The organism is Nocardiopsis sp. iso_40, assembly GCF_056173285.1.
In genome coordinates, this window is the sequence record NZ_CM149666.1 from 4361668 (window position 1) to 4386114 (window position 24447).

21 protein-coding genes are annotated in these 24447 nt (G+C 71.0%); 11 read left to right on the forward strand and 10 right to left on the reverse strand.

Features of this window, described 5'->3' with window-relative positions; genetic code table 11:
* Nucleotides 1-48: 48 nt before the first annotated feature.
* Nucleotides 49-1761, forward strand: coding sequence for a serine/threonine-protein kinase (locus AC0VYD_RS18990; protein ID WP_475476821.1), 1713 nt, complete (start codon nt 49-51; stop codon nt 1759-1761).
* 100 nt (nt 1762-1861) lie between these two features.
* On the opposite strand, the gene AC0VYD_RS18995 is transcribed toward AC0VYD_RS18990, so the two are convergent.
* Complete coding sequence (locus AC0VYD_RS18995) at nt 1862-3076, reverse strand: ROK family transcriptional regulator (RefSeq protein WP_452541420.1); 1215 nt, start codon at nt 3074-3076, stop codon at nt 1862-1864.
* A gap of 273 nt (nt 3077-3349) precedes the next feature.
* On the opposite strand from AC0VYD_RS18995, the gene AC0VYD_RS19000 reads away from it, so the two are divergent.
* The 5 genes from AC0VYD_RS19000 (at nt 3350) to AC0VYD_RS19020 (ending at nt 8942) form a co-directional block, all read left to right on the forward strand.
* Nucleotides 3350-4639 (forward strand): extracellular solute-binding protein, encoded by a 1290-nt coding sequence (locus AC0VYD_RS19000; RefSeq protein ID WP_475476822.1) that lies wholly within the window; start codon nt 3350-3352, stop codon nt 4637-4639.
* 84 nt (nt 4640-4723) lie between these two features.
* Nucleotides 4724-5701: a carbohydrate ABC transporter permease gene (locus tag AC0VYD_RS19005; protein ID WP_475476823.1), complete on the forward strand. Its 978-nt coding sequence runs from the start codon at nt 4724-4726 to the stop codon at nt 5699-5701.
* A complete protein-coding gene (locus AC0VYD_RS19010; RefSeq protein ID WP_475476824.1) occupies nt 5698-6669 on the forward strand; it encodes a carbohydrate ABC transporter permease in 972 nt (323 codons plus the stop codon). The genes AC0VYD_RS19005 and AC0VYD_RS19010 overlap by 4 nt, the downstream gene beginning before the upstream one ends.
* A 142-nt stretch (nt 6670-6811) precedes the next feature.
* Entirely contained in the window at nt 6812-8287 is a 1476-nt protein-coding gene (locus tag AC0VYD_RS19015) for a glycoside hydrolase family 3 protein (protein WP_475476825.1), read from the forward strand.
* A gap of 190 nt (nt 8288-8477) precedes the next feature.
* Nucleotides 8478-8942, forward strand: a complete 465-nt coding sequence (locus AC0VYD_RS19020) for an RrF2 family transcriptional regulator (RefSeq protein ID WP_191275843.1) — start codon at nt 8478-8480, stop codon at nt 8940-8942.
* A 118-nt stretch (nt 8943-9060) separates the two neighbouring features.
* Here AC0VYD_RS19020 and AC0VYD_RS19025 read toward each other — a convergent pair whose 3' ends face one another.
* From AC0VYD_RS19025 to AC0VYD_RS19065, 9 genes are all read right to left on the reverse strand, one after another.
* The gene (locus AC0VYD_RS19025; protein WP_191275846.1) at nt 9061-9417 is read right to left on the reverse strand and encodes a helix-turn-helix domain-containing protein; all 357 of its coding nucleotides are present in this window, start codon (nt 9415-9417) and stop codon (nt 9061-9063) included.
* Nucleotides 9418-9575: 158 nt separating this feature from the next.
* Nucleotides 9576-10112 carry a CinA family protein gene (locus AC0VYD_RS19030; RefSeq protein ID WP_475476826.1) on the reverse strand — a complete coding sequence of 179 codons (537 nt, stop codon included), beginning with the start codon at nt 10110-10112 and terminating at the stop codon, nt 9576-9578.
* Nucleotides 10109-10732 carry a CDP-diacylglycerol--glycerol-3-phosphate 3-phosphatidyltransferase gene (gene pgsA / locus AC0VYD_RS19035; RefSeq protein WP_475476827.1) on the reverse strand — a complete coding sequence of 208 codons (624 nt, stop codon included), beginning with the start codon at nt 10730-10732 and terminating at the stop codon, nt 10109-10111. The genes AC0VYD_RS19030 and pgsA overlap by 4 nt, the downstream gene beginning before the upstream one ends.
* The gene (gene rimO, locus AC0VYD_RS19040; protein WP_475476828.1) at nt 10729-12162 is read right to left on the reverse strand and encodes a 30S ribosomal protein S12 methylthiotransferase RimO; all 1434 of its coding nucleotides are present in this window, start codon (nt 12160-12162) and stop codon (nt 10729-10731) included. Before rimO ends, pgsA begins: the two co-directional genes overlap by 4 nt.
* Nucleotides 12163-12371: 209 nt before the next feature.
* A complete protein-coding gene (locus AC0VYD_RS19045; protein ID WP_475476829.1) occupies nt 12372-13481 on the reverse strand; it encodes a helix-turn-helix domain-containing protein in 1110 nt (369 codons plus the stop codon).
* 147 nt (nt 13482-13628) lie between these two features.
* The gene (locus AC0VYD_RS19050) at nt 13629-16121 is read right to left on the reverse strand and encodes a DNA translocase FtsK (RefSeq protein ID WP_475476830.1); all 2493 of its coding nucleotides are present in this window, start codon (nt 16119-16121) and stop codon (nt 13629-13631) included.
* Nucleotides 16122-16321: 200 nt separating this feature from the next.
* Nucleotides 16322-18007, reverse strand: a complete 1686-nt coding sequence (locus tag AC0VYD_RS19055; RefSeq protein WP_475476831.1) for a ribonuclease J — start codon at nt 18005-18007, stop codon at nt 16322-16324.
* Complete coding sequence (gene dapA, locus AC0VYD_RS19060; RefSeq protein WP_191275866.1) at nt 18004-18975, reverse strand: 4-hydroxy-tetrahydrodipicolinate synthase; 972 nt, start codon at nt 18973-18975, stop codon at nt 18004-18006. Before dapA ends, AC0VYD_RS19055 begins: the two co-directional genes overlap by 4 nt.
* Nucleotides 18976-19377: 402 nt before the next feature.
* Nucleotides 19378-19758 (reverse strand): phage holin family protein, encoded by a 381-nt coding sequence (locus tag AC0VYD_RS19065; RefSeq protein ID WP_191275868.1) that lies wholly within the window; start codon nt 19756-19758, stop codon nt 19378-19380.
* Nucleotides 19759-19850: 92 nt separating this feature from the next.
* Here AC0VYD_RS19065 and AC0VYD_RS19070 point away from each other — a divergent pair, with 92 nt between their 5' ends.
* The 5 genes from AC0VYD_RS19070 to AC0VYD_RS19090 all read left to right on the forward strand — a co-directional run bounded on the left by AC0VYD_RS19070 (nt 19851) and on the right by AC0VYD_RS19090 (nt 24381).
* Complete coding sequence (locus tag AC0VYD_RS19070; RefSeq protein WP_475476832.1) at nt 19851-20405, forward strand: N-acetyltransferase family protein; 555 nt, start codon at nt 19851-19853, stop codon at nt 20403-20405.
* Between the two features lie 128 nt (nt 20406-20533).
* Nucleotides 20534-21406: a 1,4-dihydroxy-2-naphthoate polyprenyltransferase gene (locus AC0VYD_RS19075; RefSeq protein ID WP_475476833.1), complete on the forward strand. Its 873-nt coding sequence runs from the start codon at nt 20534-20536 to the stop codon at nt 21404-21406.
* A 106-nt stretch (nt 21407-21512) separates the two neighbouring features.
* Nucleotides 21513-23102, forward strand: a complete 1590-nt coding sequence (locus AC0VYD_RS19080) for a serine/threonine-protein kinase (RefSeq protein ID WP_475476834.1) — start codon at nt 21513-21515, stop codon at nt 23100-23102.
* Nucleotides 23103-23126: 24 nt separating this feature from the next.
* Nucleotides 23127-23621 carry an NUDIX domain-containing protein gene (locus AC0VYD_RS19085; protein WP_475476835.1) on the forward strand — a complete coding sequence of 165 codons (495 nt, stop codon included), beginning with the start codon at nt 23127-23129 and terminating at the stop codon, nt 23619-23621.
* Between the two features lie 73 nt (nt 23622-23694).
* Nucleotides 23695-24381, forward strand: coding sequence for a class I SAM-dependent DNA methyltransferase (locus AC0VYD_RS19090; protein ID WP_475476836.1), 687 nt, complete (start codon nt 23695-23697; stop codon nt 24379-24381).
* Nucleotides 24382-24447: the final 66 nt, after the last annotated feature.

Below are 24447 nucleotides of genomic sequence, written 5' to 3' on the forward strand. Positions count from 1 at the left end.
CCCACCGGTCGGGCTGCCCCGGTTCGGAGGGTTTGGGAGAATGGACGCATGGTCCCCACTGATCCCGCGGAACCCCCGGATCCCGCGGAGAACCCCTCCCCTCCCTCCCCGTGGAGGTGCGTCGGCCGCTACGAGCTCATGGGTGAGCTGGGCAGTGGTGCGATGGGCACGGTGTGGCGTGCCCGCGACACCCGGTTGGACCGGGAGGTGGCGGTCAAGGAGGTCCATCTGCCGCACGGCATGCCGCCCCGCGAACGCGAGCGGGCCCGGGCGAGGGTGGTGCGCGAGGCGCAGGCGGCGGCCCGTGTCTCCCACCCCTCGGTGGTGACCGTGCACGACGTGCTGGAGGCGGACGGGGTCCCGTTCATCGTCATGGAGTTGTTGGAGGGTGAGTCGCTGCGCGAGCGGCTGAAGCGCTCGGGGCCGTTGGCGGAGGCCGAGGTGGAACGGATCGCCCGGCCGTTGCTGGGCGCGTTGTGGGCGGCCCACCGGGCCGGGGTGATCCACCGGGACGTCAAGCCCGCCAACATCGTGCTGACCGAGGGCGGCGCCCGCCCGGTGCTGACCGACTTCGGGATCGCCAATCTCCCCGACCACGAGGGGACGGCCCTGACCGGCACCGGGGCCGTTCTCGGCACCGCCGCCTACGCCGCCCCCGAGCGCCTGGAGAACGACGGGACCAGCGCGGTCTCGGACCTGTGGAGTCTGGGGACCACCCTGTTCGAGGCCCTGGCCGGGGTGTCCCCCTTCAGGAGGGAGACCCTCACCGCGACCCTCACCGCGATCCTCACCCAGCCTGTTCCGCCACCGCCTGCCCGGGGGCGGCTGGCCACCGTGGTCGGCGGGCTCCTGGAGCGGGACCCCCGACGGCGCCTGCTCCCGGAGCAGGCGCTGTCCCTGCTCGACGCCCCCGGGCCGAACCGTCCGGTCGCGGAGGCGGGCCACGCGTTCTCGGGCCAGCGCCCCTCGGCCCCCACCGGGCCGACCGCCGCGGTGCCCCCGGCGGCGCCTGCTCCCGGTTCCCGGCCCGGGCGCTCACGTGCCCCGCTGTGGGTCGCCGGTGCCGCCGCGCTCCTGGCCGTGCTGGTGCTGGGGGGCCTGGCCCTGCGGACCCTGGTTCCCTGGTCCGGGGGTTCCGCCGGATCCACCGGGGCCGACGGAGCCGGGACGGCCGCCGGCGGCGTGGCGGCTTCGGAGGAGCCGGGTCCGAGCCCCGAGCCGTCCGGGCCCGAACTACCCGAGACGGTCACCGACGACGCGCCCGAGGGGTTCGTCCGGCTCGACGACGGTGTGGTCGGCCTCATCCTGCCCGAGGACTGGGAGGTCCGGGACGGGGACCTCCGGGGCGGCGGAGAGTCGGTCACCCGGCTGGCCTCGTACGAGCTGGGTACCGGGGTGGAGACCGGTACGGCGACGGTCGTAGCCACCCGGTACGACGTCCTGCTCCACGACGCCGAGAGCGCCATGCTGCGGATGGAGGAGCTGCTCCGGGAGGACGAGGACTTCAGCGACGTCCGGCGGCAGGGGCTGGACACCGCGCGGATGGAGGGCGGGCTCCAGAGCGCCGTCTACGAGGTGCTGTTCCACCACGAGGAGCGCGAGTTCAAGGAGCGGTGGATGTTCTCCCGGGAGATCACCGACGGGGACCGGGGCATCTCCTACCGGCTGAGCCTCAACTTCCCCGCCGAGCTGCGGGAGGAGTACCGGGAGGACTTCCGGAGCATGCTCGACTCCTTCGGCCCCGCCGCAGGCGGGAACTGAACCGGCCTCCGGTACCGCCCCGGGCCCCGGCACCGGTCCGCGCCCCGGCGGGTGAGGGGGCCGGGGCGCGGAGTGGGGTGACGGTGGTGTGGTGGGCGGTTCAGACCGTGGAGGAGAAGACCTCGTCGCGGGCGTGTTCCAGGGCGTGCAGGAGGGCGCCCCGCACGAGTGAGTTGCCCTCGACCGCGCCCAGGGCCACCTCGGTGGTGTTCGGGGCGATGCGGGCGGTGGCGGCCTGGACCCGTTCGGCGAGCCTGGGGCCGCCCGCCTCGGCCACGTCACCGCCCAGCACGACCAGCCCGGGGTCGATGATCACGCTGACCGCGGCCACGCCCCGGGCGAGCCGGTCGGCGAAGGCGTCGAGGAAGGCGTCGCTCTCGGGGCTGTCGGAGGCGGAGGCGGAGGCCACGACCTCGGTGACGTCGGTGCCGGTGATGCCGTGCTCCTGGGCGAGTTTGACCACCTGGCCGGCCTTGACCAGGGCCTGGAAGCCGTGCGGCAGCTCCTGGTCCCCGTGTTCCTTGTGGGCCTCGTAGCCGCCGGACAGGCCGACGTCGACCGGCAGGGGCGCCCCGGGCACCGGCAGGTAGCCGATCTCGCCCGCGCCGCCGGAGCGGCCGCGGTGGATCCGGCCGCCGATCATCGTGGACATACCGACGCCGCCGGCCGCGCTGAGCCAGATGAGTACGAACTCGTCGACTCCCGCGGCTGCGCCCTCGGCGTGCTCGGCCAGTGCGGCGAGGTTCACGTCGTTCTCGATGATGACCGAGCGTTCGAGGTCGGCGCGCAGGGCTTCCAGGACGCCCTCGTGCCAGGACATGAGGTCGAAGGAGAAGCGGATGTCACCGGTGCGGGGGTCGACGACGCCGGGGGTGCCGATGACGCAGGCCCGGACCTTGTCCAGGGGGACCCCCGCGGTGTCGACCAGGCGCATGACGGCGGTGTGCACGAGGGCGACGGGGTCGTCGGAGGCGCTGGGGTCGACCGTGACGTCGCTGATGACCTGGCCGGTGATGTCGGCGATGGTCGCGGTGACCCGGGTGGCGCTGACGTCCAGGGCCGCGACGTAGGCGCTCTCGGGAACGACCGCGTAGAGGGCCGCGTTGGGCCCGCGCCCGCCCGCCCTGCTGCCGACCACCCGGACGAGGTCGCGCTCCTCCAGCCGTGCGAGGAGCTGGGACGCCGTCACCTTGGACAGGCCCGTCCTCGTGCCGAGCTGGGTCCGGGTCAGCGGCCCCCCGGACAGTAGGAGTTCCAGTGCCGCGCGATCGTTGAGCTGGCGCAGCAGCCGGGGAGTCCCCGGACGTTGAGACATAACCGTGACACCTCACCCTGTTTTTATTAGGAAAGTTTCCTGTTAATTTAGCTCACAACCTCACAGGAGGTCACGTCCCGGCAGGTCCGCCTTGTTATCGGACCACCGGTACCCGCGCCGGCGGGGCGGCCAACCGTGCTGACCCAGCACGAACCACTCGACAACACGCCCCCCACAAGAGATGTCGAGGCGCCCGGATCCGTTCATGATCCCAGGTCGTTTCGAGCACAGGCGCCGCGCCCCAGCGCGTCGTGCGAAGGGAGATAGATTCACATGAGGTTCCCAAAGATCGCGATGGCCTCGGCCGTGGTGATGCTTGCGGCCGCCTGCGGCGGCGGCTCCGACGACAGCAGCAACGGATCGGGCGAAGCGCCCGAGGCCCTGACCGTATGGGTGATGGGTACCGCCCAGGATGAACTGGTCACCTACTTCGACAACGCGGAGACCCGTTTCCAGAAGCTCTACCCGGACACCTCCGTCAACGTCGAGTTCATTCCCTGGGGTGACGCCCAAGAATCGATCACCAACGCCATCGCGGGCGGTGACGCACCCGACGTTCTCGAGGTCGGCAACGATCAGGTCTCCAACTGGGCCTCCCAGGGCGCTCTGCTCGACATCAGTGACCAGGTCTCCGAATGGGCGCCTGCCTCCGACATGGACCAGGCCGCCCTGGAGTACGGCACATACAACGGCACCCAGTACGGCGTGCCCTGGTTCTCCGGTGTGCGCACCCTGTACTACCGGGCCGACTGGCTCCAGGAAGTCGGTCACGAGGCGCCCGAGACCTGGGACGAGCTGGTCGAGGTCTCCGAGGCCATCGAGGAGGAGTACGGAGTCCCGGGCTTCGCCGCCCCCACCGACTTCACCAACGGTATCGCCAGCTTCATCTGGAGCAACGGCGGGGAGATCGCCGTGCAGGAGGGTGATGAGTGGACCGGTCAGCTGACAGACCCCGCCACCGTCGAGGCCATCGAGTTCTACGCCGGGCTCACCTCTGAGCAGGAGATCTCGCCGCAGAGTTATGTCGGCGAGAACGAGCTCGTCCCGCTGGCCGACATGGCCAACAGCCAGCTCGGCATGTACATCGACGGCGGCTGGGCCCTGAGCTCCATGGAGGAGCAGGCCGAGGACCCCGAGGTTCTGGAGAACATCGCCTCCGCGCCGATCCCCGGTGCCGACGGTTTCGCCCCGGTCTTCGCCGGCGGTTCCGCCCTGACCGTCTTCGGCCTCACCGAGCACCCGGACCACGCCTTCGAACTGCTGGGGGTCCTCGGCGACCAGGAAGGCGGAAAGGGCTACGCCGACGCTGCGGGCTTCTTCCCTGCCTACCCCGAGATGCTCAAGGCCGATGAGTACCAGGACGACCCGGAGCGAGCCGCCGCGGCGACCAGCATGCAGAACACGCGCTTCTTCCCCAGCACCCCGCGCTGGAACGCCGCGGACCAGGACAACAAGATCCTGCCCGGCGCCGTTCTGGACATCGTCCGGGGGGATGACCCGGAGAAGGTCCTGGAGGAGGCCAACCAGCAGCTGACCGAGATCCTCAACGAGCCGGTCGAGTAGCAGCCCCTTCCATCCGAGTCACGCCGTGGCGGCCGGGCAGCATGCCCGCCCGCCACGGCCGAACCCGCCCCGATTGAGAAGACCATGCCGAGAACCGTCGACAAAGCGCCAGCTGCCCCGGACGATGCCGCAGGTAAGGCACGTCAGCCTTGGCGCGTGAAGCCGACTCCGTACCTGCTCATCATCCCGTCGGTGATCCTGCTCGCGACCGTCCTGCTCTGGCCGATCGTGCAGATGGTGTGGTACTCCTTCACGAGCTTCACCACCCGAAACCTGATGCCGAACCAGCCGGGCCCGGAGTGGAACAACTTCGCCCACTACCAGAACCTGCTCTCAGACGGTGAGTTCTGGTCGATCCTGCGCAACACGATCGTCGTCTGCATCCTCATGGTGGGAATCACCATGGTGCTGGGGACCCTCGTCGGGATCCTGCTGCACAAGCTGCCCAAGTGGTTCTCGACCCTCGTGGCCATCGGCATGATGCTGGCCTGGTCCACCCCTGCGCTGAGCGCCTCCCTGGTCTTCCGGTGGCTGTTCCTCCCCGAACGCGGTCTGGTCAACATCACGCTGGACCGCCTCCCGAACTGGCTCGTCGGTGACGGATGGCTCGAGTACAACTGGTTCCTCGAACCCCTGCCGCTGTTCACCATCCTCATCATGGTGATCGTCTGGCAGTCGTTCCCGTTCATCGCGGTGTCGGTGCTCGCGGGCCTCAAGAGCATCCCGTCGGAGCTGTACGAGGCCGCGCGGATGGACGGGGCGAACGCCTGGAAGTCGTTCTGGAACGTCACCTTCCCCATGCTGCGACCGCTGTTCGCCCTGCTGCTGATCCTTCAGATCATCTGGGACCTGCGCGTATTCACCCAGCTGTACATCCTGGCGAACAGTTTCCAGAACAAGGACGTCTACCTGCTCTCCTACTACATCTATCAGCAGGGATTCAGCGCCAGCCCGGCCAATTACGGCATGGGATCGGCGATCGCCGTGGTCATGACCGTCATGATCCTCGCCGTCACCGCGTACTACCTGCGCATCATGATCCGCCAGGGGGAGACCCGATGACCGCCGTCGACAAGACCGTACAGAACGCCCCCGCCGCGCTCCGCGGTTCCTCGAAGGGTGGCTCCAACGGCCCGCGGAACCCGCAGTACACCCACCATCGCAGCCCACTGCGCCGTCTGCGTACGCTCCCCCTGTACCTGGCCGGGATCGCCGTCTTCATCTTCTCGGTCTTCCCCGTCTACTGGATGGTCGCCACAGCCTTCAAACCGACCGGCGAGATTTTCACCCGAGACCAGAGCCTGTTCCCTCAGGCCCCCACACTCGAACACTTCGATCGGGTGGTCAACGGTCAACTGATCCCCGGGGTGAGTTTCGGGACCTTCCTCGCCAACAGCCTCATCGTCACCCTCGGTGCGGTGGCGATGGGAGCGTTCTTCTCCCTGCTGGCCGCGGTGGCCGTCGCCAGGTTCCGGTTCAAACTCCGCTCTGCCTTCATCATGCTGCTGCTCATCATCCAAATGGTGCCGATGGAAGCGATGATCATTTCCATCTTCATCAATTTCCGCTCACTGTCGGAAGCCAGCGGCGTCCAACTGCTCGGCAACCTCTCCGGCCTGCTGATCGTGTACACGGCGGTCTCCCTACCGATCACCATCCTGATGCTGAGGGGCTTCGTCACCGCCGTTCCCAAGGAACTGGAGGAGGCAGCAGCTATCGACGGAGCCAGCGGGTGGACCATCTTCTGGCGCATTCTCATGCCGCTCGTAGCACCCGGCCTGGTCGCCGCCAGCATCTTCGCCTTCATCACCGCCTGGAACGAGTTCATCGTTGCCCTGACCTTCCTCGGGCGGGACACCGACAGCTACACGCTGCCGCTCACGCTGTCCTACTACTTCGGACGGTTCGGCACCGAGTGGGGCTCGATCATGGCCGCCTCCACCCTGCTGACCATCCCCGTGATGGTCTTCTTCCTCTTCGTCCAACGCCGCATGGTCTCCGGCCTGACCATGGGCGCGGTCAAGGGCTGAGCCGCCCGGACACCGCCTCGGGGGCGGGGCCCGCGAAGTCTGCGCGCCCCGCCCCCCGAGTCCGCCGACACCACCGACACCCCTCTTCCCGCCACACGTCTGCCCCCGCCCGGGCACCCCTGCTCACCGAACGGAGTTCGTCATGCCGCACGACCCGACACTGGAGCGTCTGGCCAACGCCACGCTGCTGGTGCCCTTCGAGTCCCTCCAGGCCCCCCGATGGATCCTGGACGGGTTGGCGGACGGGATCTCCGGCGTCTGTCTGTTCCACAACAACCTGGAGAGCCCCGAACAGGTCACCGCGCTCAACGCGAGCCTGCGCGAGGCCACGGACACGCCCCTGATCTCCCTCGACGAGGAGGGGGGCGACGTCACCCGCATCGGCCAGGCCCGGGGCAGCGACTACCCCGGCAACGCCGCGCTGGGCACCGTCGACGACACCGACCTCACCCGGGCCACCCTGCGCTCGCTGGGCCTCCAGCTCTCCGGCCTGGGCTTCAACCTGGACCTGGCCCCCTCGGTGGACGTCAACGTGGCCGACGACAACCCGGTGATCGGCACCCGCTCCTTCGGGTCCGACGCCGAACTCGTCGCCCGTCACGCCGCCGCCTCCGTCCAGGGCCTCCAGGAAGCCGGGGTGGCCGCGTGCGCCAAGCACTTCCCCGGCCACGGAGCCACCTCCCAGGACTCGCACCACACCCTGCCCCAGATCGAGGCCGACGCCGAGCTGCTGCGCCGCCGGGAACTCCTCCCGTTCCGGGCCGCCGTCGACGCCGGGGTCCGCGCCATCCTGACCGCGCACATCGAGCTGCCCGGTCTGGGCGTCGAGGGTCCCGCCACGCTCAACCGCACCGTGCTCAACGACCTGCTGCGCGACGAGATGGGCTTCACCGGGGTCGTGGTCAGCGACGCCATGGACATGCGGGGCGTGAGCGGCGAGATCGGCATCCCCGAGGCCAGCGTGCTCGCGGTGGCCGCCGGTTGCGACCTGCTCTGCCTGGGCCGCTTCGTCTACGCCGACCAGGTCGCCCGGGTCCGTTCCGCGCTGGTCGGGGCGGTGCGCGACGGACGCCTGTCCGGCGAACGCCTGGAGGAGGCGGCCGACCGCAACGCCCGGCTGCGCGACTGGATCAAGCGGTCCGCGCAGGAGCGTGCGCGCGACGGGGCCGACGGCGGCACCGAACGGGTCGGGCTGGCCGGGGCCCGCCGCGCCACCCGGGTGGACGGGGACGTCCCCGCCCTGGAGAACCCCTACGTGGTGGAGGTGGACGCCCCCGCCGGGATCGCCGTCGGTGACGTGCCGTGGGGTCTGGGCCCCTGGTTCGGCGACACCGTCCGGGTCTCCCCCGAGGCCGACGAACCCTCCGAGCAGCTCACCGCCGCGGCCGGTCGCGACCTGGTCGTCGTGGTACGGGACGCGCACCGCTACCCGAGTGCGCAGGAGTTCGTGAGAGCCCTGCTCAGCGTCCGCCCCGAGGCCGTGGTGGTGGAGATGGGCCTGCCCATCTGGCGGCCCGACTGCGGTGCCTACGTGAGCACCTACGGCGCCGCCCACGTCAACGCCCTGAGCGCGGCCGAGCTTCTCGGCTCCGCGGGCGCGCTCAGGGCCGCCCGCTGAGGGTCCCCGCCCCGGCGGCTCCGGTCACCGCACACGCACTGGCGCTCTCTCAGCCGAGAGCGGAGAACGCCGCACATGTCCCCGCAAGCCGGTAGGAGAAGTACTCTTGGCGTGTAGCACCCCGGGCGCCGACGACACCCGTCGGCGCCCGGTGCCCCATTCGCCCTTCTAACCACGGCATAATCACAGCATGCGCCTTTCAGCCCGGGTCGACTACGCGCTTCGCGCGGCCGCAGAGCTCGCTGTCGCCGGCGACGGTCCGGTGACGGCCGAGCAGCTCGCACGCGCGCAGGCCATCCCCGGAAAATTCCTAGAGAACATTCTCACCCAGCTACGCCGCGCCGGTTTGGTGCGCAGCCAACGGGGCCCCGTTGGCGGTTACTGGCTCGCCCGGCCCCCGGGGGAGATCTCCCTCGCGGACATCATCCGAGCGGTCGACGGTCCGCTCGCCAACGTGCGCGGGGAACGCCCCGAGCACGTCGACTACGACGGGGCGGCCCGCAGCCTGCAACAGGTGTGGATCGCCCTGCGTGCCAGTGAGCGGGCCATCCTGGAGGGGGTCAACCTCCAGCACCTGGTCAGCAACGAGCTCCCCGACCAGGTGCGCTCCCTGGCCGAGGACCCCGAGGCCTGGGTCAACCACACCCACCGCTGAGCGCTGTGCCGCCGCGGACACCACCGCACACGCAAGGAGCCGGCCGCCCCGAGGGGTGGCCGGCTCCTTGAACGAGATCTGCGCGACGTGTGCTGAGGTACCCACACGGGGCGGGGTGTCAGACCCCCGCCATGTCGGCGACCTGGGGAACACGATCCGGTACGGGCTCGATGCCGAGGTCCTGGGCGGGGACGGGGTCGTTCGTGACCGCGTCGCCCAACAGTGCGGCCTCCTGGAGCTCGGCCAGGGCCAGCTGGTCGGAGACCTCTCTGAGCACCTGTGAGAGCGGGACCCCGAGGGCCCCGCAGATAGAGGAGAGCAGTTCGGAGGAGGCTTCCTTCTGACCGCGCTCCACCTCGGACAGGTAGCCGAGGGAGACCCGTGCATCGGCCGACACCTCGCGGAGGGTGCGGCCCTGGCGCTGCCGCAGCCGCCTGAGCACGTCACCAAGTAGGTGACGAAGCAGGACCATCATTCGCGCTCCCTCCCACCGGTAGCGACCTTCATATACAACACCGTACCTGCCCCACGCCCGATTCGGGCACCTCTTGCCGTCCTGTTCGCTGGAGGGGGAACCGCGGCCGGGGGCGTTTTGTTCCCGTGCTCCGGGGGGAGGCGGACCGGCCGGAGGGATCAGGTCCGGGTGTTTCCCGCCGCTTCCCCGCGGACTGCGGCCCTCAGGAGCCTCAGCGCACCCTCGACCGTGTCGTAGCGGATACCCGCGCGCTCCCCGCTGAAACCGAAGCGGACGACCCGCGTGTGTGAGTCGGGTCCCGCCACCGCCGCGTAGACGGTGCCGACGGGCTGCCCGTCCTGGGGCTCGGGCCCCGCCACGCCGGTGACCGCGACCCCGTAGTCGGCTCCGACGAGGCGTCGCACACCCCGTGCCATGTGGGCGGCGACGTCGGGGTGGACCGCGCCGTGTTCGTCCAACAGGTCCCGGGGGACCCCCAGGACGGACGCCTTGGTGTCGGTGGCGTAGGTGACGGCCCCGCCCCGGTAGGTGGCCGAGGAGCCGGGGACCGCGGTCAGGTGAGCGCCGATGAGCCCTCCGGTGAGGGACTCGGCGGTGGCGCAGGTGGACCCGTCCTCCAGCAGGGACCGGTGGGCGGCCTCCGCGGCTTCCAGCGCCGCGTCGCCGAGCGGGATCCCCACCTGCGCCCCGGTCACCGGCCCGGCTCCGCGTCGGGGCCCGGGGCGCCCTTGGCGCGTACCAGGCGGACGGCGCCGACCAGGTAGGTCAGGCCGGTCCAGAGGGTGACGGCCAGGGCCGCGGCCATGACCCCGTGGGCGATCCACGTGAACACCGCGGTGAACGGCAGCAGGTGCAGCGGGAACAGGTAGATGCTGATCGCCACGATCTGCAGGACGGTCTTGAGCTTGCCGCCGCTGTTCGCCGGGATGACCCCGTACCGCAGGACCGCGAAGCGCAGGGCCGTGACACCCCACTCGCGCAACAGGACGGCGATGGTCACCCACCACCACAGGTCGCCCTGGACGGACAGCACGAGCAGCGCGGCACCGGTCAGCGCCTTGTCAGCGATGGGGTCGGCGATCTTGCCGAAGTCGGTGACCAGGTTCCGCCTGCGGGCCAGCTCACCGTTGACGCGGTCGGTGATGGCGGCCAGCACGAACACGGCGAAGGCCGCGAACTGCCACCCGGTCCCGTCCAGGAACATGAACCAGACGAAGACCGGCACCATCACCAGGCGGCTCATCGTGAGGATGTTCGCGATGTTCCACAGCGGGGCTTGGGGGGCGGGCGAGGCCGCGGCGTCGTTGCTGCTCATCTGTCTCCGGCTTCCCCGTCCTGCTCCGCGACGAGGTCGGCGCCCGCCGACTGGATGACGGTGGCGCGCACCAGGTCCCCGACCGCGAGGTTCTCGCCGTACAGGATGGTGCTGCCGTCCACCTCGGGCGCCTGGTGCTCGGAGCGGCCCTCGTAGGCGCCGTCCTCCAGGACGGACTCCACCAGGACGGTCACCTCGGTGCCGACGCGTTCTTCGGCCCGCTGGGCCATGAGCTCCTCGGAGAGGCGGTTGAGCGTGTCCACCCGCTCCTGGATGACCTCCTCGGGCACCTTGTCACCGTGGTTGAGCGCCTCGGTGCCGTCCTCGTCGGAGTAGCCGAACACGCCGATGGCGTCCAGGCGGGCCTCGCTGAGGAAGGACACCAGCTCCTGGAACTCCTCCTCCGTCTCCCCGGGGAAACCGACGATGAAGTTGGAGCGGGCTCCGGCTTCCGGCGCGCCCCTGCGGGCGGTCTCCAGCAGTTCGAGGAAGCGCTCGCGGTCGCCGAACCGGCGCATACGGCGCAGCAGCGGGCCGCTGGCGTGCTGGAAGGACAGGTCGAAGTAGGGGACCACCCCCGGGGTGCCGGTGAGCACGTCCACCAGCCCGGGGCGGACCTCGGCGGGCTGGAGGTAGCTGACCCGGACCCGCTCCAGGCCCTCGACCGCGGCCAGGCGCGGCAGCAGCTTCTCCAGCGCGCGCACGTCACCGAGGTCCTTGCCGAAGGAGGTGGAGTTCTCGCTGACCAGGAACACCTCGCGCACGCCCTCGCCGGCCAGCCACTCGGCCTCTCGGACGATCTCGTCGGGCTGCCGGGAGATGTAGGCGCCGCGGAAGGCCGGGATCGCACAGAAGGTGCACCTCCTGTCGCAGCCGGAGGCGATCTTGAGGTTGGCCACGGGGCCGCCGGTCAGCCGACGGCGCGGGACCGCGGCCCGGTACGGCAGCTCGGTGCCGTCCGCGCCCTCGGACTCGGCGAACGCGGCGTGCCCGGGCACGTGGACCTGGGAGTCGCCGCGCTCGGCCGGGCTGATCGGCAGCAGGGTGCGGCGGTCGCGCGGGTCGTGCGGGACCAGTTCGCGCCCGGCGACGACGTCGTCGAGCCGGTCGGTGATGGCCGCGTAGTCGTCGAATCCGATGACGTTGGCCTCGGGGAGGGCGCCGGCGAGTTCGGAGCCGTAGCGCTCGGCCATACACCCGGCGGCGACGACCTTCCCGCCGCCCTCGGCCGCCTCCAGCAGGGTCTCGATGGAGTCCTGCTTGGCGGCGTCGATGAACCCGCAGGTGTTGACGACGGTCACGTCGGCCTTGGTGTCGTCGTCGACGAGGTCCCAGCCGCCAGCGGCCAGGCGCCCGGCGAGCTCTTCGGAGTCGACCTCGTTACGCGCACACCCCAGGGTGACGAGTGAGACAGTACGGCGCGATGACATGGCTTCCAAGCGTGTGGGAGAGCTTCGGGTGCTGCGGGGCGCGGCGTGGTCGAAGGCCGGGGTACCCGGTCGGCTCGTGCTCGCACGAAGGCGTCGACTGTCGCCGCCCGCAGCCCCCCACACTACCGTGGTTGACCAACCCACCCGTACCCCGGCCTCGTCCGTACTCCCCGGAACCCGTGGTTCCGCGCCCGCCGTGGAGGCGATCGTCAGTCGACGAGGCCGTCGGCTCCGACGGTGACCTCCTTCACCTCGCCGACCCCTCCGCTGGGCCCCTGTTCCCGCCCGTCGACGGCCACCTCGACCGCCCCGGCGTTGCCGACCCACAGGGTCAGCGGTACCCCGGTCCGGTAGTCCTGGGACTCGCCCTCGGTGAGGAACCCGGTGAACAGGTCCTCGCCCGCGGGGTCGCTGACCTTGATCCAACTGCGCTCGGAGGCGGTGAGGGCGACGGTGAACTCGTCCGCCTCACCGGCGGCGGGACCGGTCTGGCCCGTGGCCGCGTCCCCGGCGGCGTCCCCCTCCGCGTCCCCGGCCCCCTCGGTGTCCGGGGCAGCCGAGGAGCGGACGCCCTCCTCGCTGTTGGAGCCGGCCGAACCGAACGCGGTGCGGACGGGGGCGCCCTCCTCCCAGCCCTGCCAGGTCCGGACCCCCACGAACACCGCGGTGACCAGGATGAGGCCGACCACGGCCCAGGGCCAGTGCCGCCGGACCCTCTCCCCCCGAGGTGTCCTGGTCCGGGTGACGGCGACCCGGGCTGCGGGCCTGTCGTCCCGGGTCCGGCTCTCGGGCTTGCTGTGCCTGCCGGGCCGCCGGGGCTCGGGTACCGGGACCGCCGACCCCCTGGGCCGGTTGCGCCGAATCGGCCGGGCGAGTCTCTGGTTGCGTTCGAAGTGGCCCCAGCTCTCGGCACGCTGTTCGGGGTCGGCCTGCTCGTCCCCGACCCGGGTGGGCAGCACCTCCCGCGGTGCCTCGTGGTCGCTCGTCCCGCTGTGGGCCCGTCCGCCCTCGGCCGCCGCCACCCGGGCCGCCTTGGGCCTCGCGGACGGGTGCCGGGGCGGGGGAACGAAGGTGGGCCTGTCCCCGGAGGCGTGTTCGCGGTCGTATTCCTCCAGGAGTGGTGCGGGGTCCAGTCCGAGGAACTTGCAGATCCTCCGGATGTGCCCGCGCGCGTAGAAGTCCCCTCCGCAGGGGACGAAGTCCTCGTTCTCGATACCTCTCAGGACCTGTGTCCGGATCCGTGTACGTGTGCTCAGGTTCTCCAAGGAGCAACCCGCCGCGATCCGTGCGGCGGACAGGGTCTGGCCGATCGTCGCCATGCGCACTCCCCCCGCGACTTTCTGTGCCTACGTGGACCCACTCTGCTACCCGGAGCCCTCCGGTGCAGGTCACCACGCCCCATGCGGCCCTCAAGATCGCACCAAATCGGGCGAGGCGGACGCGCGACGGGCACGGCGGGGGCTCGCTCAGCCGCCCCTGATGTCGGTGAGCACCGACGCGAGGTCGTCCGGGGCGACCAGGACGTCGCGGGCCTTGGACCCCTCGCTGGGGCCGACGACGTCGCGGCTCTCCATCAGGTCCATCAGACGGCCCGCCTTCGCGAAACCGACGCGGAGCTTGCGCTGGAGCATCGACGTGGACCCGAACTGGGTGGTGACGACCAGCTCGACCGCCTGCAACAACAGGTCCATGTCGTCGCCGACCTCCTCGTCGATCTCCTTCTTCTTGGTGCCGGCGACCGCGACGTCCTCGCGGTAGCTGGGTTCGGACTGCTTCTTGCAGTGGTCGACGATCCCGCGGATCTCCTTCTCGGCCACCCAGGCGTTCTGCAGCCGGATGGGCTTGCCCGCACCCATCGGGAGGAAGAGCGCGTCGCCCTTGCCGACGAGCTTCTCCGCGCCGGGCTGGTCGAGGATGACGCGGCTGTCGGAGAGGCTGGAGGTGGCGAAGGCCAGCCGGGAGGGGACGTTGGCCTTGATCAGACCGGTGACGACGTCGACGCTGGGCCGCTGGGTGGCCAGCACCAGGTGGATCCCGGCCGCACGGGCCAGCTGGGTGATACGTACGACCGCGTCCTCGACGTCGCGGGGGGCGACCATCATCAGGTCGGCGAGCTCGTCGACGATCACCAGCAGGTAGGGGTAGGGCTCGTAGACCCGTTCGCTGCCCGGCGGGGCGGTGAGCTCGCCGGTGCGCACGGCGGCGTTGAAGTCGTCGATGTGCCGGTACCCGGAGGCGGCGAGGTCGTCGTAGCGGCGGTCCATCTCCCCGACGACCCACTGCAGGGCCTCGGCGGCCTTCTTCGGGCTGGTGATGATCGGGGTGATCAGGTGCGGGATGCCCTCGTACATGGTCAGCTCGACCCGCTTGGGGTCGACCAGGATCATCCGCACCTCGTCGGGGGTGGCGCGCATCATCAGCGAGGTGATGAGCCCGTTGATACAGGTGGACTTACCGGCGCCGGTGGCACCGGCGACCAGCACGTGCGGCATCTTCGCGAGGTTGGCCACGACGTTGGTGCCCTCGACGTCCTTGCCCAGGCCCACCAGCATGGGGTGGTCGTCGGAGGTGGCCGCCGGGGAGCGCAGCACGTCGCCCAGGCTGACGATGTCCTTGTCGGTGTTGGGGATCTCCACACCGATCGCGGACTTGCCGGGGATGGGCGACTGGATGCGCACGTCGGTGCTCTTGACCGCCAGGGAGATGTTCTTGGACAGGGCGGTGACCTTCTCGACCTTCACCGCCGGGCCGAGCTCGATCTCGTAGCGGGTGACCGTGGGGCCGCGGGTGAAACCGGTGACCTCGGCGTCGATCTTGAACTGGTCCATGACACCGGTCAGGGCCGCGACCACCTCGTCGTTGGCCTTGGTGCGCGGTTTGGACGGGGTGCCGGGCTTGAGCATCACCGGGGCGGGCAGCTCGTAGTCGCCCTCGACCACGCGGGAGGGGATGGAGAGCTGTTCGGTGGTGGCCGGCGGCGGGGTGGGGTCGGGGGCCGGCGCCTTGGTCCTTCGGCCGGAGGCGGGCTTGTCCCGGGCCTGGCCGTCCTCCTCCCCCTCGTCCGGGGCGGGGGCGATCTTCCTGGGCTCGGACCCGCTGGGCAGGACCGGGCTGTCGTAGGGGCGCTCGTGGTCGCCCGCGACCGTCTCGCTCCCGGCGGTTTCGGCCCTGGGCCTGCGCCTGCGCGGTTTGGCGGGTTTGCGCTCCGGGTCCGCTCCGAGGATGCCGATTCCGGAGTCGGGCCCGGCGTCGCGCTCCATGAGGGCGCCGAAGAGGGTCTGGAGGCGGTCGGGGATACGGCGGATCGGGGTGGCGGTCACCACGAGGATCCCGAAGACCAGGATCAGTGCCAGGAGGAGGCCGGTGAGCCAGGGGGTGACGACGGCGCTGAGCGGCCCCGAGGCGATGAAGCCGATGAGGCCGCCCGCTTTCTGGAGCCCCTCGAGGCCGTCCGCGGGCTGGGGGACGCCGTGGGCGATGTGGATGAGCCCGAGCAGCCCGAGCATGATCGCGGTGACCCCGATGAACAGGCGCCCCGCGTCGCCCTCCCGGCCGGTGCTGGGGGTGCGCATCAGTTTCACGGCGACGGGCAGGAAGAGCAGCGGCAGGATCGGGGAGAAGGTTCCGAAACCGCCGACGACCACCGTGCGGGTGGCCTCCAGGAGCGGCCCCTCGCTCTGCCACCACACGGCTGCGGCCACCAGGACGCCCAGGGCCAGCAGGATCAGGCCGGCGCCGTCCCGTCTCAGGTCCGGGTCGAGGTCGCGGGCGCTGCGCCCGACCGCTCGGGCCGCCCCGCCCACGGTGTGCGCGATGAGTTTCCACAGGACGAGCAGGAACTGGCCGAAGAGGGCGACCACGTAGGCGATGGGCCCGTCGGGCATGCGCTTCTTCGCCGCGGGCTTGCGTGCGGCGGGCTTCCTGCGCCCTGAACCGCCAGAGGAGGCACGCGTGGCCATCGGGGGGTCACCTCCACGGGGACGGGGTCGTTCTCAGGGCGCGGGCACAGCGACCCGGCACGGCGGGAAGCCTACTAAGACGTCCAGCCCGGGACACGAAGGCCGCGCGGCGTGTCGCGGCGGCCGCCCGTGAAACACCGGACGGCCCGGGAGCGCTCACCGCGCTCCCGGGCCGTCCGGTGTGTCGTGTCCGGTCCGGGTCAGACCTCGACCAGGACGGGGATGATCATGGGGCGGCGGCGGTAGGTCTCGTTGACCCAGCGCCCGGTGCTGCGCCGGATGAGCTGGCGCAGCTGGTGCGGGTCGTTGACCCCGTCGGCGGCCGCCTTGTCCAGGGCGTCCTGGAGCTTGTCGATGACGTCGTCGTAGGCGTCGGCGCCCATGCCCGCGCCCCGGGTGTGGATCTCGGGCTCGCCGAGCATCTTCCCGGTGTTGGAGTCCACCGCGACGACGACGGAGATGAAGCCCTCCTCGCCGAGGATGCGGCGGTCCTTGAGCGCGGCGTCGGTGACGTCGCCGACCGAGGAGCCGTCGACGTACACGTACCCGGCCTGCACCGCGCCGACGATCTTGGCGCGGTTCTTGTACAGGTCGACCACCACGCCGTCCTCGGCGATGACGATGCGGTCGTTCGGGACGCCCGTGAGCTTGGCCAGGTCAGAGTGGGCCCGCATGTGCCGCCACTCGCCGTGCACCGGCATGAAGTTGCGCGGACGCACCATGTTGAGGACGTAGAGCAGCTCTCCGGCGGAGGCGTGGCCGGACACGTGCACGAGGGCGTTGCCCTTGTGCACGACGTTGGCGCCCCAGCGGGTCAGGCCGTTGATCACCCGGTTGACCGAGTTCTCGTTGCCCGGGATGAGCGAGGAGGCGAGCAGGATGGTGTCGCCCTCCTCGATCCGGATCTGGTGGTCCCGGTTGGCCATCCGGCTGAGCGCCGCCATGGGCTCGCCCTGGGAGCCCGTGCAGACCATGAGCACCTTGTCCGGGGGCAGCTTGTCGAGCTGCTTGACGTCGACGATGGTGTCGCCGGGGATGCTCAGGTAGCCCAGGTCCCGCGCGATGTTCATGTTGCGGACCATGGAGCGGCCGACGAAGGCGATCTTGCGGCCGTGGCGCACCGCGGCGTCGATCACCTGCTGGACGCGGTGCACGTGCGAGGCGAAACAGGCCACCACGACGCGCTTCTCCGACTGCCGGAAGACCTTGTCGATGGCCTCGGTCAGGTTGCGCTCGTTGACGACGAACCCGGGCTGCTCGGCGTTGGTGGAGTCCGACAGCAGCAGGTCGACGCCCTCGTCGCCGAACCGGGCGAACCCTGCCAGGTCGGTGAGGCGGCCGTCCAGCGGCAGCTGGTCCATCTTGAAGTCACCGGTGTGCAGCACGGAGCCGCCGGAGGTGCGGATGCCCACGGCGAGCGCGTCCGGGATGGAGTGGTTGACCGCGAAGAACTCCAGGTTGAAGGGGCCGAAGTCGTGGCGCTCCCCCTCCTCCACCTGGACGGTCTCCGGCTTGATGCGGTGCTCGCCCAGCTTGGCGCTGATCAGCGCGAGGGTGAGCTTGGAGCCGACGATCGGGATGTCGGCCCGCTCGCGCAGCAGGAACGGCACGCCGCCGATGTGGTCCTCGTGCCCGTGGGTGAGCACGATCGCCTCGATGTCGTCGAGGCGGTCCCGGATGTAGTCGAAGTCCGGCAGGATCAGGTCGACGCCGGGCTGCTCCTCCTCGGGGAAGAGCACGCCGCAGTCGACGATGAGCAGACGGCCCTCGTACTCGAAGACCGTCATGTTGCGGCCGATCTCGCCGAGACCGCCCAGCGGGACGACGCGGAGGGCGCCCTTGCCCAGGGGCGGGGGCGGGCCGAGTTCGGGGTGCGGGTGACTCATACGGAACCCTCCGTGAGACGTTCGACGCGGACAGCGCTGGCGGGCACGGCCTGGTGCGGGGCGAGCCCGATCGGGCCCTTGACCCCGGCTGCGGCCAGGTCCTCGCGCAGGAGTGCCTGGAGCTCGGAGGACGCGTCGGCGAGCGGTGTGCGGACCGGGCCGGAGGGGAGCCCGAAGAGGTTGAGGACGGCCTTGGTCGTGATGACGCCCTGGGTTCGGAACATGCCGGTGTAGACCGGGGTGAGGCGGCGGTGGATGGCCAGCGCCTGGCCGACCTCGCCGGCCTCGAAGGCGTCGATCATGTCCTTGAGGTCGCTGCCGACGATGTGGCCGACGACACTGACGAAACCGGCCGCGCCGACCGACAGCAGCGGCAGGTTCAGGATGTCGGTGCCGCAGTAGTACGCCAGGTCGGTGCGCTCCATGACCCAGGAGCTGGCGCCGACGTTGTCCTTGGCGTCCTTGTTGGCGACGATGCGCGGGTGCTCGGCCAGCCGGACCAGGGTCTCGGAGGCGATCGGCGTCCCGGTGCGGTGCGGGATGTCGTAGAGCATGACCGGCAGCTCGGTGGTGTCGGCGATCTCCGAGAAGTGCCGGATCAGCCCCTCCTGCGGGGGCTTGTTGTAGTAGGGCGTGACGGCCAGCAGGCCGTGTGCGCCCGCCGCCTCCGCGGCCTTCGCGAGCCGGACGCTGTGGCGCGTGTCGTTGGTACCGACCCCCGCCACGACCTGGGCCCGGTCCCCGACCGCCTCGACCACCGCGCGAAGCAGGCGGTCCTTCTCGTCATCGCTGGTCGTGGGCGACTCACCGGTCGTCCCGCTGATGATGAGGCCGTCGTTGTGCTGCTCGTCGACCAGGTACGAGGCGAGTCTGGCCGCGCCGTCGTAGTCGAGTTCCCCGTCTTCGAGCATCGGGGTGACCATCGCGGTCAGCATCTTGCCGAACGGACGGTTCTTGGTGTCTACCATCGCGTGTGAAAGGCTTTCGGACCCTTTTCCGGAAGCGTCAAGGGTCCGGGGTGCCCCTCCTCCTCTCCATGTGCGTGAGAAACAAACTGATACGTCCCGTGCCGAGTACTTCCGTACACGGGTGAAGGCGGCGCTGTGCGTCCGCCGCCGCGACCGGTGAACAGCCGGAGCCGGACGCGGGAAAGTCTGTGTGCCCCGCGCAGGGAGTGCGCGGGAGCGTTCTGCGGTTCGGCCCCCGTCCTCGCTGGTCGAGGTGGGAGGCAAGCCGGAACCGGGTGGAGCCGACCGGTAACCGGAAGAGTCCTGACCTGTGAACCTACCCGCCCCGGGCCCACGCCACGCAGGCGGGGCCCGGGGTCACCGCGGTCGGGAAACGGTGGTCGGGAGGTTGCCGGAGGCTGCTCAGTCGTCCTGCCCGTCCGGGAGGAACATACTGGCGACCCAGCTCACGATGGTGACGACGATGGCGCCGAAGAAGGCGGCCCAGAAGTCCTCCACGTGGAACGGGAGGTCGAACCAGCCGGAGATCCACTCCGTGAGCAGGAACAGCAACGCGTTCACGACCAGGCCGATGAGGCCGAGGGTCAGGGCGTAGAACAGGCAGCCGACCGTTTTGACGATCGGTTTGATGACCGCGTTCACCACACCGAAGATCGCGCCGACCGCGAGATAGGTGACGATCTGACCGGTGGTGTCCTGCGCCGCGACGTCGATCCCGTCGACCAGGAGGACAGCCGCCCAAAGGGCGAGCGCGTTCACGATAACTCTGATAATGAGGCTCACAAGGTAGATGTTCCCATGCCATGGCAAGGTCCGGAAACTCCGGCGTGGGTGATCTTGCCGTTACCGCCCCTCGTGCCCCTTCAGGAGGCCCCGTGTCCAGTGCACAGTTCGTCCGCCCCGCCCGTTCCGCCGACGTGGACACGGTGGTGGACCTGCAGGTCGCGTCATGGCGTGCGGTGTACGGGGAGTTGTTGCCCGCGGATGTGGCGGAGGGGTTGTCGGGCGGGGAGGCCCGCGAACAGTTCCGAGAGCAGTGGAGCGCGGCGCTGGAGTCGCCGCCCACCTCCAGGCACCGGCTCGTGGTGGCCACCGACGAGGTCGGCGGGGTGCGGACGGTGGTGGGGTTCGCGGCCTTCGGTCCGGCCGGGGACCCGGACCTGTGGCCCGCCACGGACGGAGAGGTGTTCGCGCTGCACGTGGCCCCGGAGCGGGTCCGGGAGGGACACGGCAGCCGCCTGCTGAACGCGTGCGTGGACCACCTGGTCGAGGGCGGGTTCAGGACGGTGCACGTGTGGGTTCCGGAGGAGGAGAACGCTCTGCGGTCGTTCTTCGAGGCGTCGGGGTGGCGCGCCGACGGGGCGCGGAGGGAGATCGACCTGGGGCGGCTGCTGCCGATGGTGCGGCTGCACGCGGCGGTCTCGGAGTAGACCCGCGGACGGCGTCCGGCCACGGGGCGCGCGGTGCCGGTTGGGCTGGGTGTCGGCCAGGTACTACCGTTGGGTGGTTGTCTCGGCGTGCCTCCGGCGCGCCCCGTCTCGAACTGGAGGACCGGCGCGTGGCCACGGTCAGTGAATGGGTCTCGGGGCTGCGCCCCCGCACGCTTGCGAACTCGGTCGTCCCGGTGGCGGTCGGTACCGCGCTGGCTTTCTCCCTGGACGGGTTCGTGTGGTGGAAGGCGCTGCTGGCGCTGGTGGTGTCGATGGCCCTCCAGGTGGGTGTGAACTTCGCCAACGACTACAGCGACGGGGTCAAGGGCACCGACACCGAGGAGCGCACGGGCCCGACCCGGCTGACCGCGAGCGGTCTGGCCGCGCCCCGGCAGGTGCTGGCCGCGGCCCTGGGCAGTTTCGCCTTCGCCGGTGCGGTCGGCCTGGTGCTGGTGGCTACCACCTCGTGGTGGCTGCTGCTGATCGGCGCGGCCTCGATCGCCGCCGCCTGGTACTACACCGGTGGTCGGACGCCGTACGGGTACCGGGGTCTGGGCGAGGTCTCGGTGTTCGTGTTCTTCGGTGTGGTGGCCGTGGTGGGCACGGTGTTCGTGCAACTGGAGGCGCTGCCCTGGCAGGCCTGGGCGGCCTCGGTCCCGGTGGGGCTGCTCTCCTGCTCGGTGCTGGTGATCAACAACCTGCGCGACATCCCCACGGACCGGGAGACCGGCAAGATCACCCTGGCCGTGCGCCTGGGCGAGACCGGCACGCGACGGCTGTACGCCGGCATGGTCGCGGTCTCCTACGCGGTCGCCCTGGTCCTGACCGCGGTGTCCTGGTGGGTGCCGCTGGTGCTGCTGTCCGCTCCGCTGGCGGTGCCCCCGCTGCGCCGGGTCCTCGGCGGCCAGAAGGGCCGCGACCTGGTCCTGGGCCTGGGTGAGACCGGCAAACTCCAGATGGCCTTCGGTCTGCTGTTCTCCGTCACCCTCGCCCTGGGCTGACCCCGGGACGCCCTCGGGCCGGAGCCCTCGCCCCGGGCCGGTCCCGGGGCCCTGTTGCTAGGCTCGTCCACCGTTGGGCCCCTCCCCCGATCCCCGAAGGACGGCCATGACGAGCACTGGCGACGACGTCCCCCGCGTCGTGGCGGACCGCTACGAGATCCGCGGCGAACTCGGGCGCGGCGGCATGGGGGCGGTCTGGCGCTCCTGGGACCGGGTGCTGGGGCGCGACGTCGCCCTCAAGGAGATGGTCCTGCCCGCCGGGACCTCCGAGGAGCAGCGATCCGCCTTCCACGCGAGGATGCGACGGGAGGCCCGGTCCGCGGGACGTCTGGCCGACGAGCCCGGTGTGGTGACCGTGCACGACATCCTCGACGTGGACGGTGACCCGTGGGTGGTCATGCAGCTGGTCCGGGGGCGTTCCCTGCGCGAGGAGGTCGCCGAACGCGGTCCCCTGCCGGTGCCTGAGGCCACCCGGGTCGCGGAGGCGCTGCTGGAGGCGCTGGGGGCCGCGCACGCCCGGGGTATCGTCCACCGCGACGTCAAACCCGGAAACGTCATGCTGTCCGAGGACGGCCGGGTGCTCCTGACCGATTTCGGGATCGCGACCATCGCGGGCGAGGACGAGGTGACCAGGGACGGGGCCCGGATGGGATCGGCCCCGTACATGGCGCCCGAACGGCTGCGCGGCCAGGGCCCGGCGGAGCCCCCGTCGGACCTGTGGGCGCTGGGCGCGACCCTGTACACGGTGGTGGAGGGGCGCCACCCGTTCCGGCGGGGCGAGACGGGCCGGACCATCGCGGCGGTGCTGTCGGAGCCCCTTCCGCCGCCGACGCGGTCCGGTGCGCTGGCCCCGCTGATCACGGCCCTGTTGGAACGCGATCCGAACCGCCGCCCCACGGCGGAGGCCGCCCTGGCCGCCCTGCGGGGCGGCACGGCGCCCCTGGGGCCGCCCGCCGCCCCGACGGGACCGTCCGCCGGAGCCGTGGCGGCACCCGCCGGACCGACCGGGCCGCCCACCGGGCCCGCGGGACCCGGTTCCGTCCCGGGGGCCGCCGGAGTCTCCGACGGGCGCGGCCGCGCCCTGCTGCTGGCCGGGGCCGCGGCGGTCGCGCTCACGCTCGTCACGGCCCTGGGCGTGTACCTGCTCTCCCCCGACGAGCTGTCCGTCGAGTACGACAGGTACTCCGCGGAGACTTTCCTGGTCGACCAACCGCGGGGTTGGGAACCGCGGGTCCACGGCGACGAACCGCACCAGAGCTCCTGGGGCTCGGTGGACTTCCTGCCTCCGGAGGGGGCGGAGGAGTTCCCGGAGACCCTGATGTCCGCCGGCTGGTACACCTCCCCCGAGCACGAGGACGCCGCCACCGAATCCCAGGAGGCCTGGGAGGAGGCCATGGACGAACTGGACGTGACGGACCGCTCCCAGCGGTCCCTGGACCCCGAGGACTACATCGACGTCCCGAAGTCCTGGGACGCGGTGGTCTTCGAGGACACCTACAGGGGCTTCGACAACATCGCCCTCGACCTGGGCTGGGACGAGGACCCGGAACGGTTCAGCACCGTCCTCCAGATCCACGTGGGCGGCACCGAGGGCACCACGGCGTACTGGATCGCCTGGTACGGGCCGCAGAGCGAACTCCGCGCCTACGACACCGTCATCCGCGACACCTTCGGCTCGTTCAGTCCCCGGGAGTGAACCGCACGCCCTAGGGTCGGCGGTGTGAACCATCTGAGCGACGAGGAGTTCTTCGCGAGCCTGCCCGCGACCCGGGGCGCGGCGGGCGCGCTCATCCGTTCGGAGCGGGGCGGTGTGCTGCTGGTGCGGCGCGTGTACGCGCCCGAACAGCCCTGGGGCATCCCCGGCGGGATCATGGAGTCCGAGGAGTCCCCGCTGGCCGCCTGCCGCAGGGAGATCGGCGAGGAGCTGGGGGTGGACGCCCGGGTCCGGGCCCTGCTGGTGGTGGACTGGGTGCCGCCCAGGCCTCCGCGCACCGCCGCGCTGCAGTGGCTGTTCCGCGTCGAGGTCGCCGGGACGGACTTCCGGCTGCCGCCCGAGGAGCTGTCCGGCTGGGAGTGGGTACCGCCCGAGAAGCTCCCCGAGTACCTGCCCGAGCGCGTCGCACAGCGGATGCTGGCAGCGGTCGCGGTGGACGAGCGGGGTTCGGGCCCGGTCTACCTGGAGTACGGACACGCCGTACTGCCTGGCCCGGGCTGAGGAACCGTGCGTGGTGCCGCCCGCACCAGTTACGATGCCTGCTCGCAGTCCACCCCAGGGAGAGCCGAACACCGTGCCGAGCGACAACAGCCCCGACCCCCGCGAACTCGCCCCCGACCCGGTGGCGTGGGCCGAACGCAACGCCCACCAGGCGGGTGCCTTCGACGCGATCGGGGAGCACTACGACGAGGCCTTCCCCAACAAGGAGGGCCAGCAGGACTGTGTCCGGCGCATGCTGAGCCTGCTCCCTCCCGGAGCGCACGTGCTCGACCTCGGGTCGGGCACCGGCCTGCCCACCGCCCGCCAACTGGTGCTGGCCGGTGCGCGGGTGACCGGGTTCGAGATCTCCGAGCGGATGCTCGAACTCGCCCGCCGCAACGTTCCGGAGGCCGAGTTCCGCCGGGCCGACATCCTCGACCTGGACCCGGTGGAGAGGTCCTATGACGCCATCGTGGCGTTCTTCTCGCTGCTGTGCCTGCCCAAGGAACGGATCCCCGAGGCCCTGGGCCGCGTGCGCGCCTCCCTGCTGCCCGGGGGCCTGTTGTGCCTGTCGATGGTCGAGGCGGACCTGGACGACACCCCGATCCCGTTCCTGGGCTCCGAGATCCGGGTGTCGGGCTACCCCCGTGAGGAGCTGCGCCGGGTGGTGGAGAAGGCGGGCCTGATCGTCGAGGACGAACGCGCGGTCGCCTACGAGCCCGGGCCCGGGGGCGCACCCCCGGAGGTCCAGATCTTCCTCACCTGCCGCCGGGGCGCCTAGACCCGCCGCGACGGTACGCGCGGGCGGCCACCGCGCACGACGGACACGACGCAGGGGACCGCCCTC

Excerpts from the sequence above, each read along its gene's own strand:
- AC0VYD_RS18995 (WP_452541420.1), bottom strand. The coding sequence starts at position 3,076 with ATGTCTCAACGTCCGGGGACTCCCCGGCTGCTGCGCCAGCTCAACGAT.
- rimO (WP_475476828.1), bottom strand. The coding sequence starts at position 12,162 with ATGTCATCGCGCCGTACTGTCTCACTCGTCACCCTGGGGTGTGCGCGT.
- AC0VYD_RS19010 (WP_475476824.1), top strand. The coding sequence starts at position 5,698 with ATGACCGCCGTCGACAAGACCGTACAGAACGCCCCCGCCGCGCTCCGC.
- AC0VYD_RS19025 (WP_191275846.1), bottom strand. The coding sequence starts at position 9,417 with ATGATGGTCCTGCTTCGTCACCTACTTGGTGACGTGCTCAGGCGGCTG.
- AC0VYD_RS19015 (WP_475476825.1), top strand. The coding sequence starts at position 6,812 with ATGCCGCACGACCCGACACTGGAGCGTCTGGCCAACGCCACGCTGCTG.
- AC0VYD_RS19055 (WP_475476831.1), bottom strand. The coding sequence starts at position 18,007 with ATGAGTCACCCGCACCCCGAACTCGGCCCGCCCCCGCCCCTGGGCAAG.
- AC0VYD_RS19000 (WP_475476822.1), top strand. The coding sequence starts at position 3,350 with ATGAGGTTCCCAAAGATCGCGATGGCCTCGGCCGTGGTGATGCTTGCG.
- dapA (WP_191275866.1), bottom strand. The coding sequence starts at position 18,975 with ATGGTAGACACCAAGAACCGTCCGTTCGGCAAGATGCTGACCGCGATG.
- AC0VYD_RS19045 (WP_475476829.1), bottom strand. The coding sequence starts at position 13,481 with ATGGCGACGATCGGCCAGACCCTGTCCGCCGCACGGATCGCGGCGGGT.
- AC0VYD_RS19005 (WP_475476823.1), top strand. The coding sequence starts at position 4,724 with ATGCCGAGAACCGTCGACAAAGCGCCAGCTGCCCCGGACGATGCCGCA.
- pgsA (WP_475476827.1), bottom strand. The coding sequence starts at position 10,732 with ATGAGCAGCAACGACGCCGCGGCCTCGCCCGCCCCCCAAGCCCCGCTG.
- AC0VYD_RS18990 (WP_475476821.1), top strand. The coding sequence starts at position 49 with ATGGTCCCCACTGATCCCGCGGAACCCCCGGATCCCGCGGAGAACCCC.
- AC0VYD_RS19080 (WP_475476834.1), top strand. The coding sequence starts at position 21,513 with ATGACGAGCACTGGCGACGACGTCCCCCGCGTCGTGGCGGACCGCTAC.
- AC0VYD_RS19020 (WP_191275843.1), top strand. The coding sequence starts at position 8,478 with ATGCGCCTTTCAGCCCGGGTCGACTACGCGCTTCGCGCGGCCGCAGAG.
- AC0VYD_RS19050 (WP_475476830.1), bottom strand. The coding sequence starts at position 16,121 with ATGGCCACGCGTGCCTCCTCTGGCGGTTCAGGGCGCAGGAAGCCCGCC.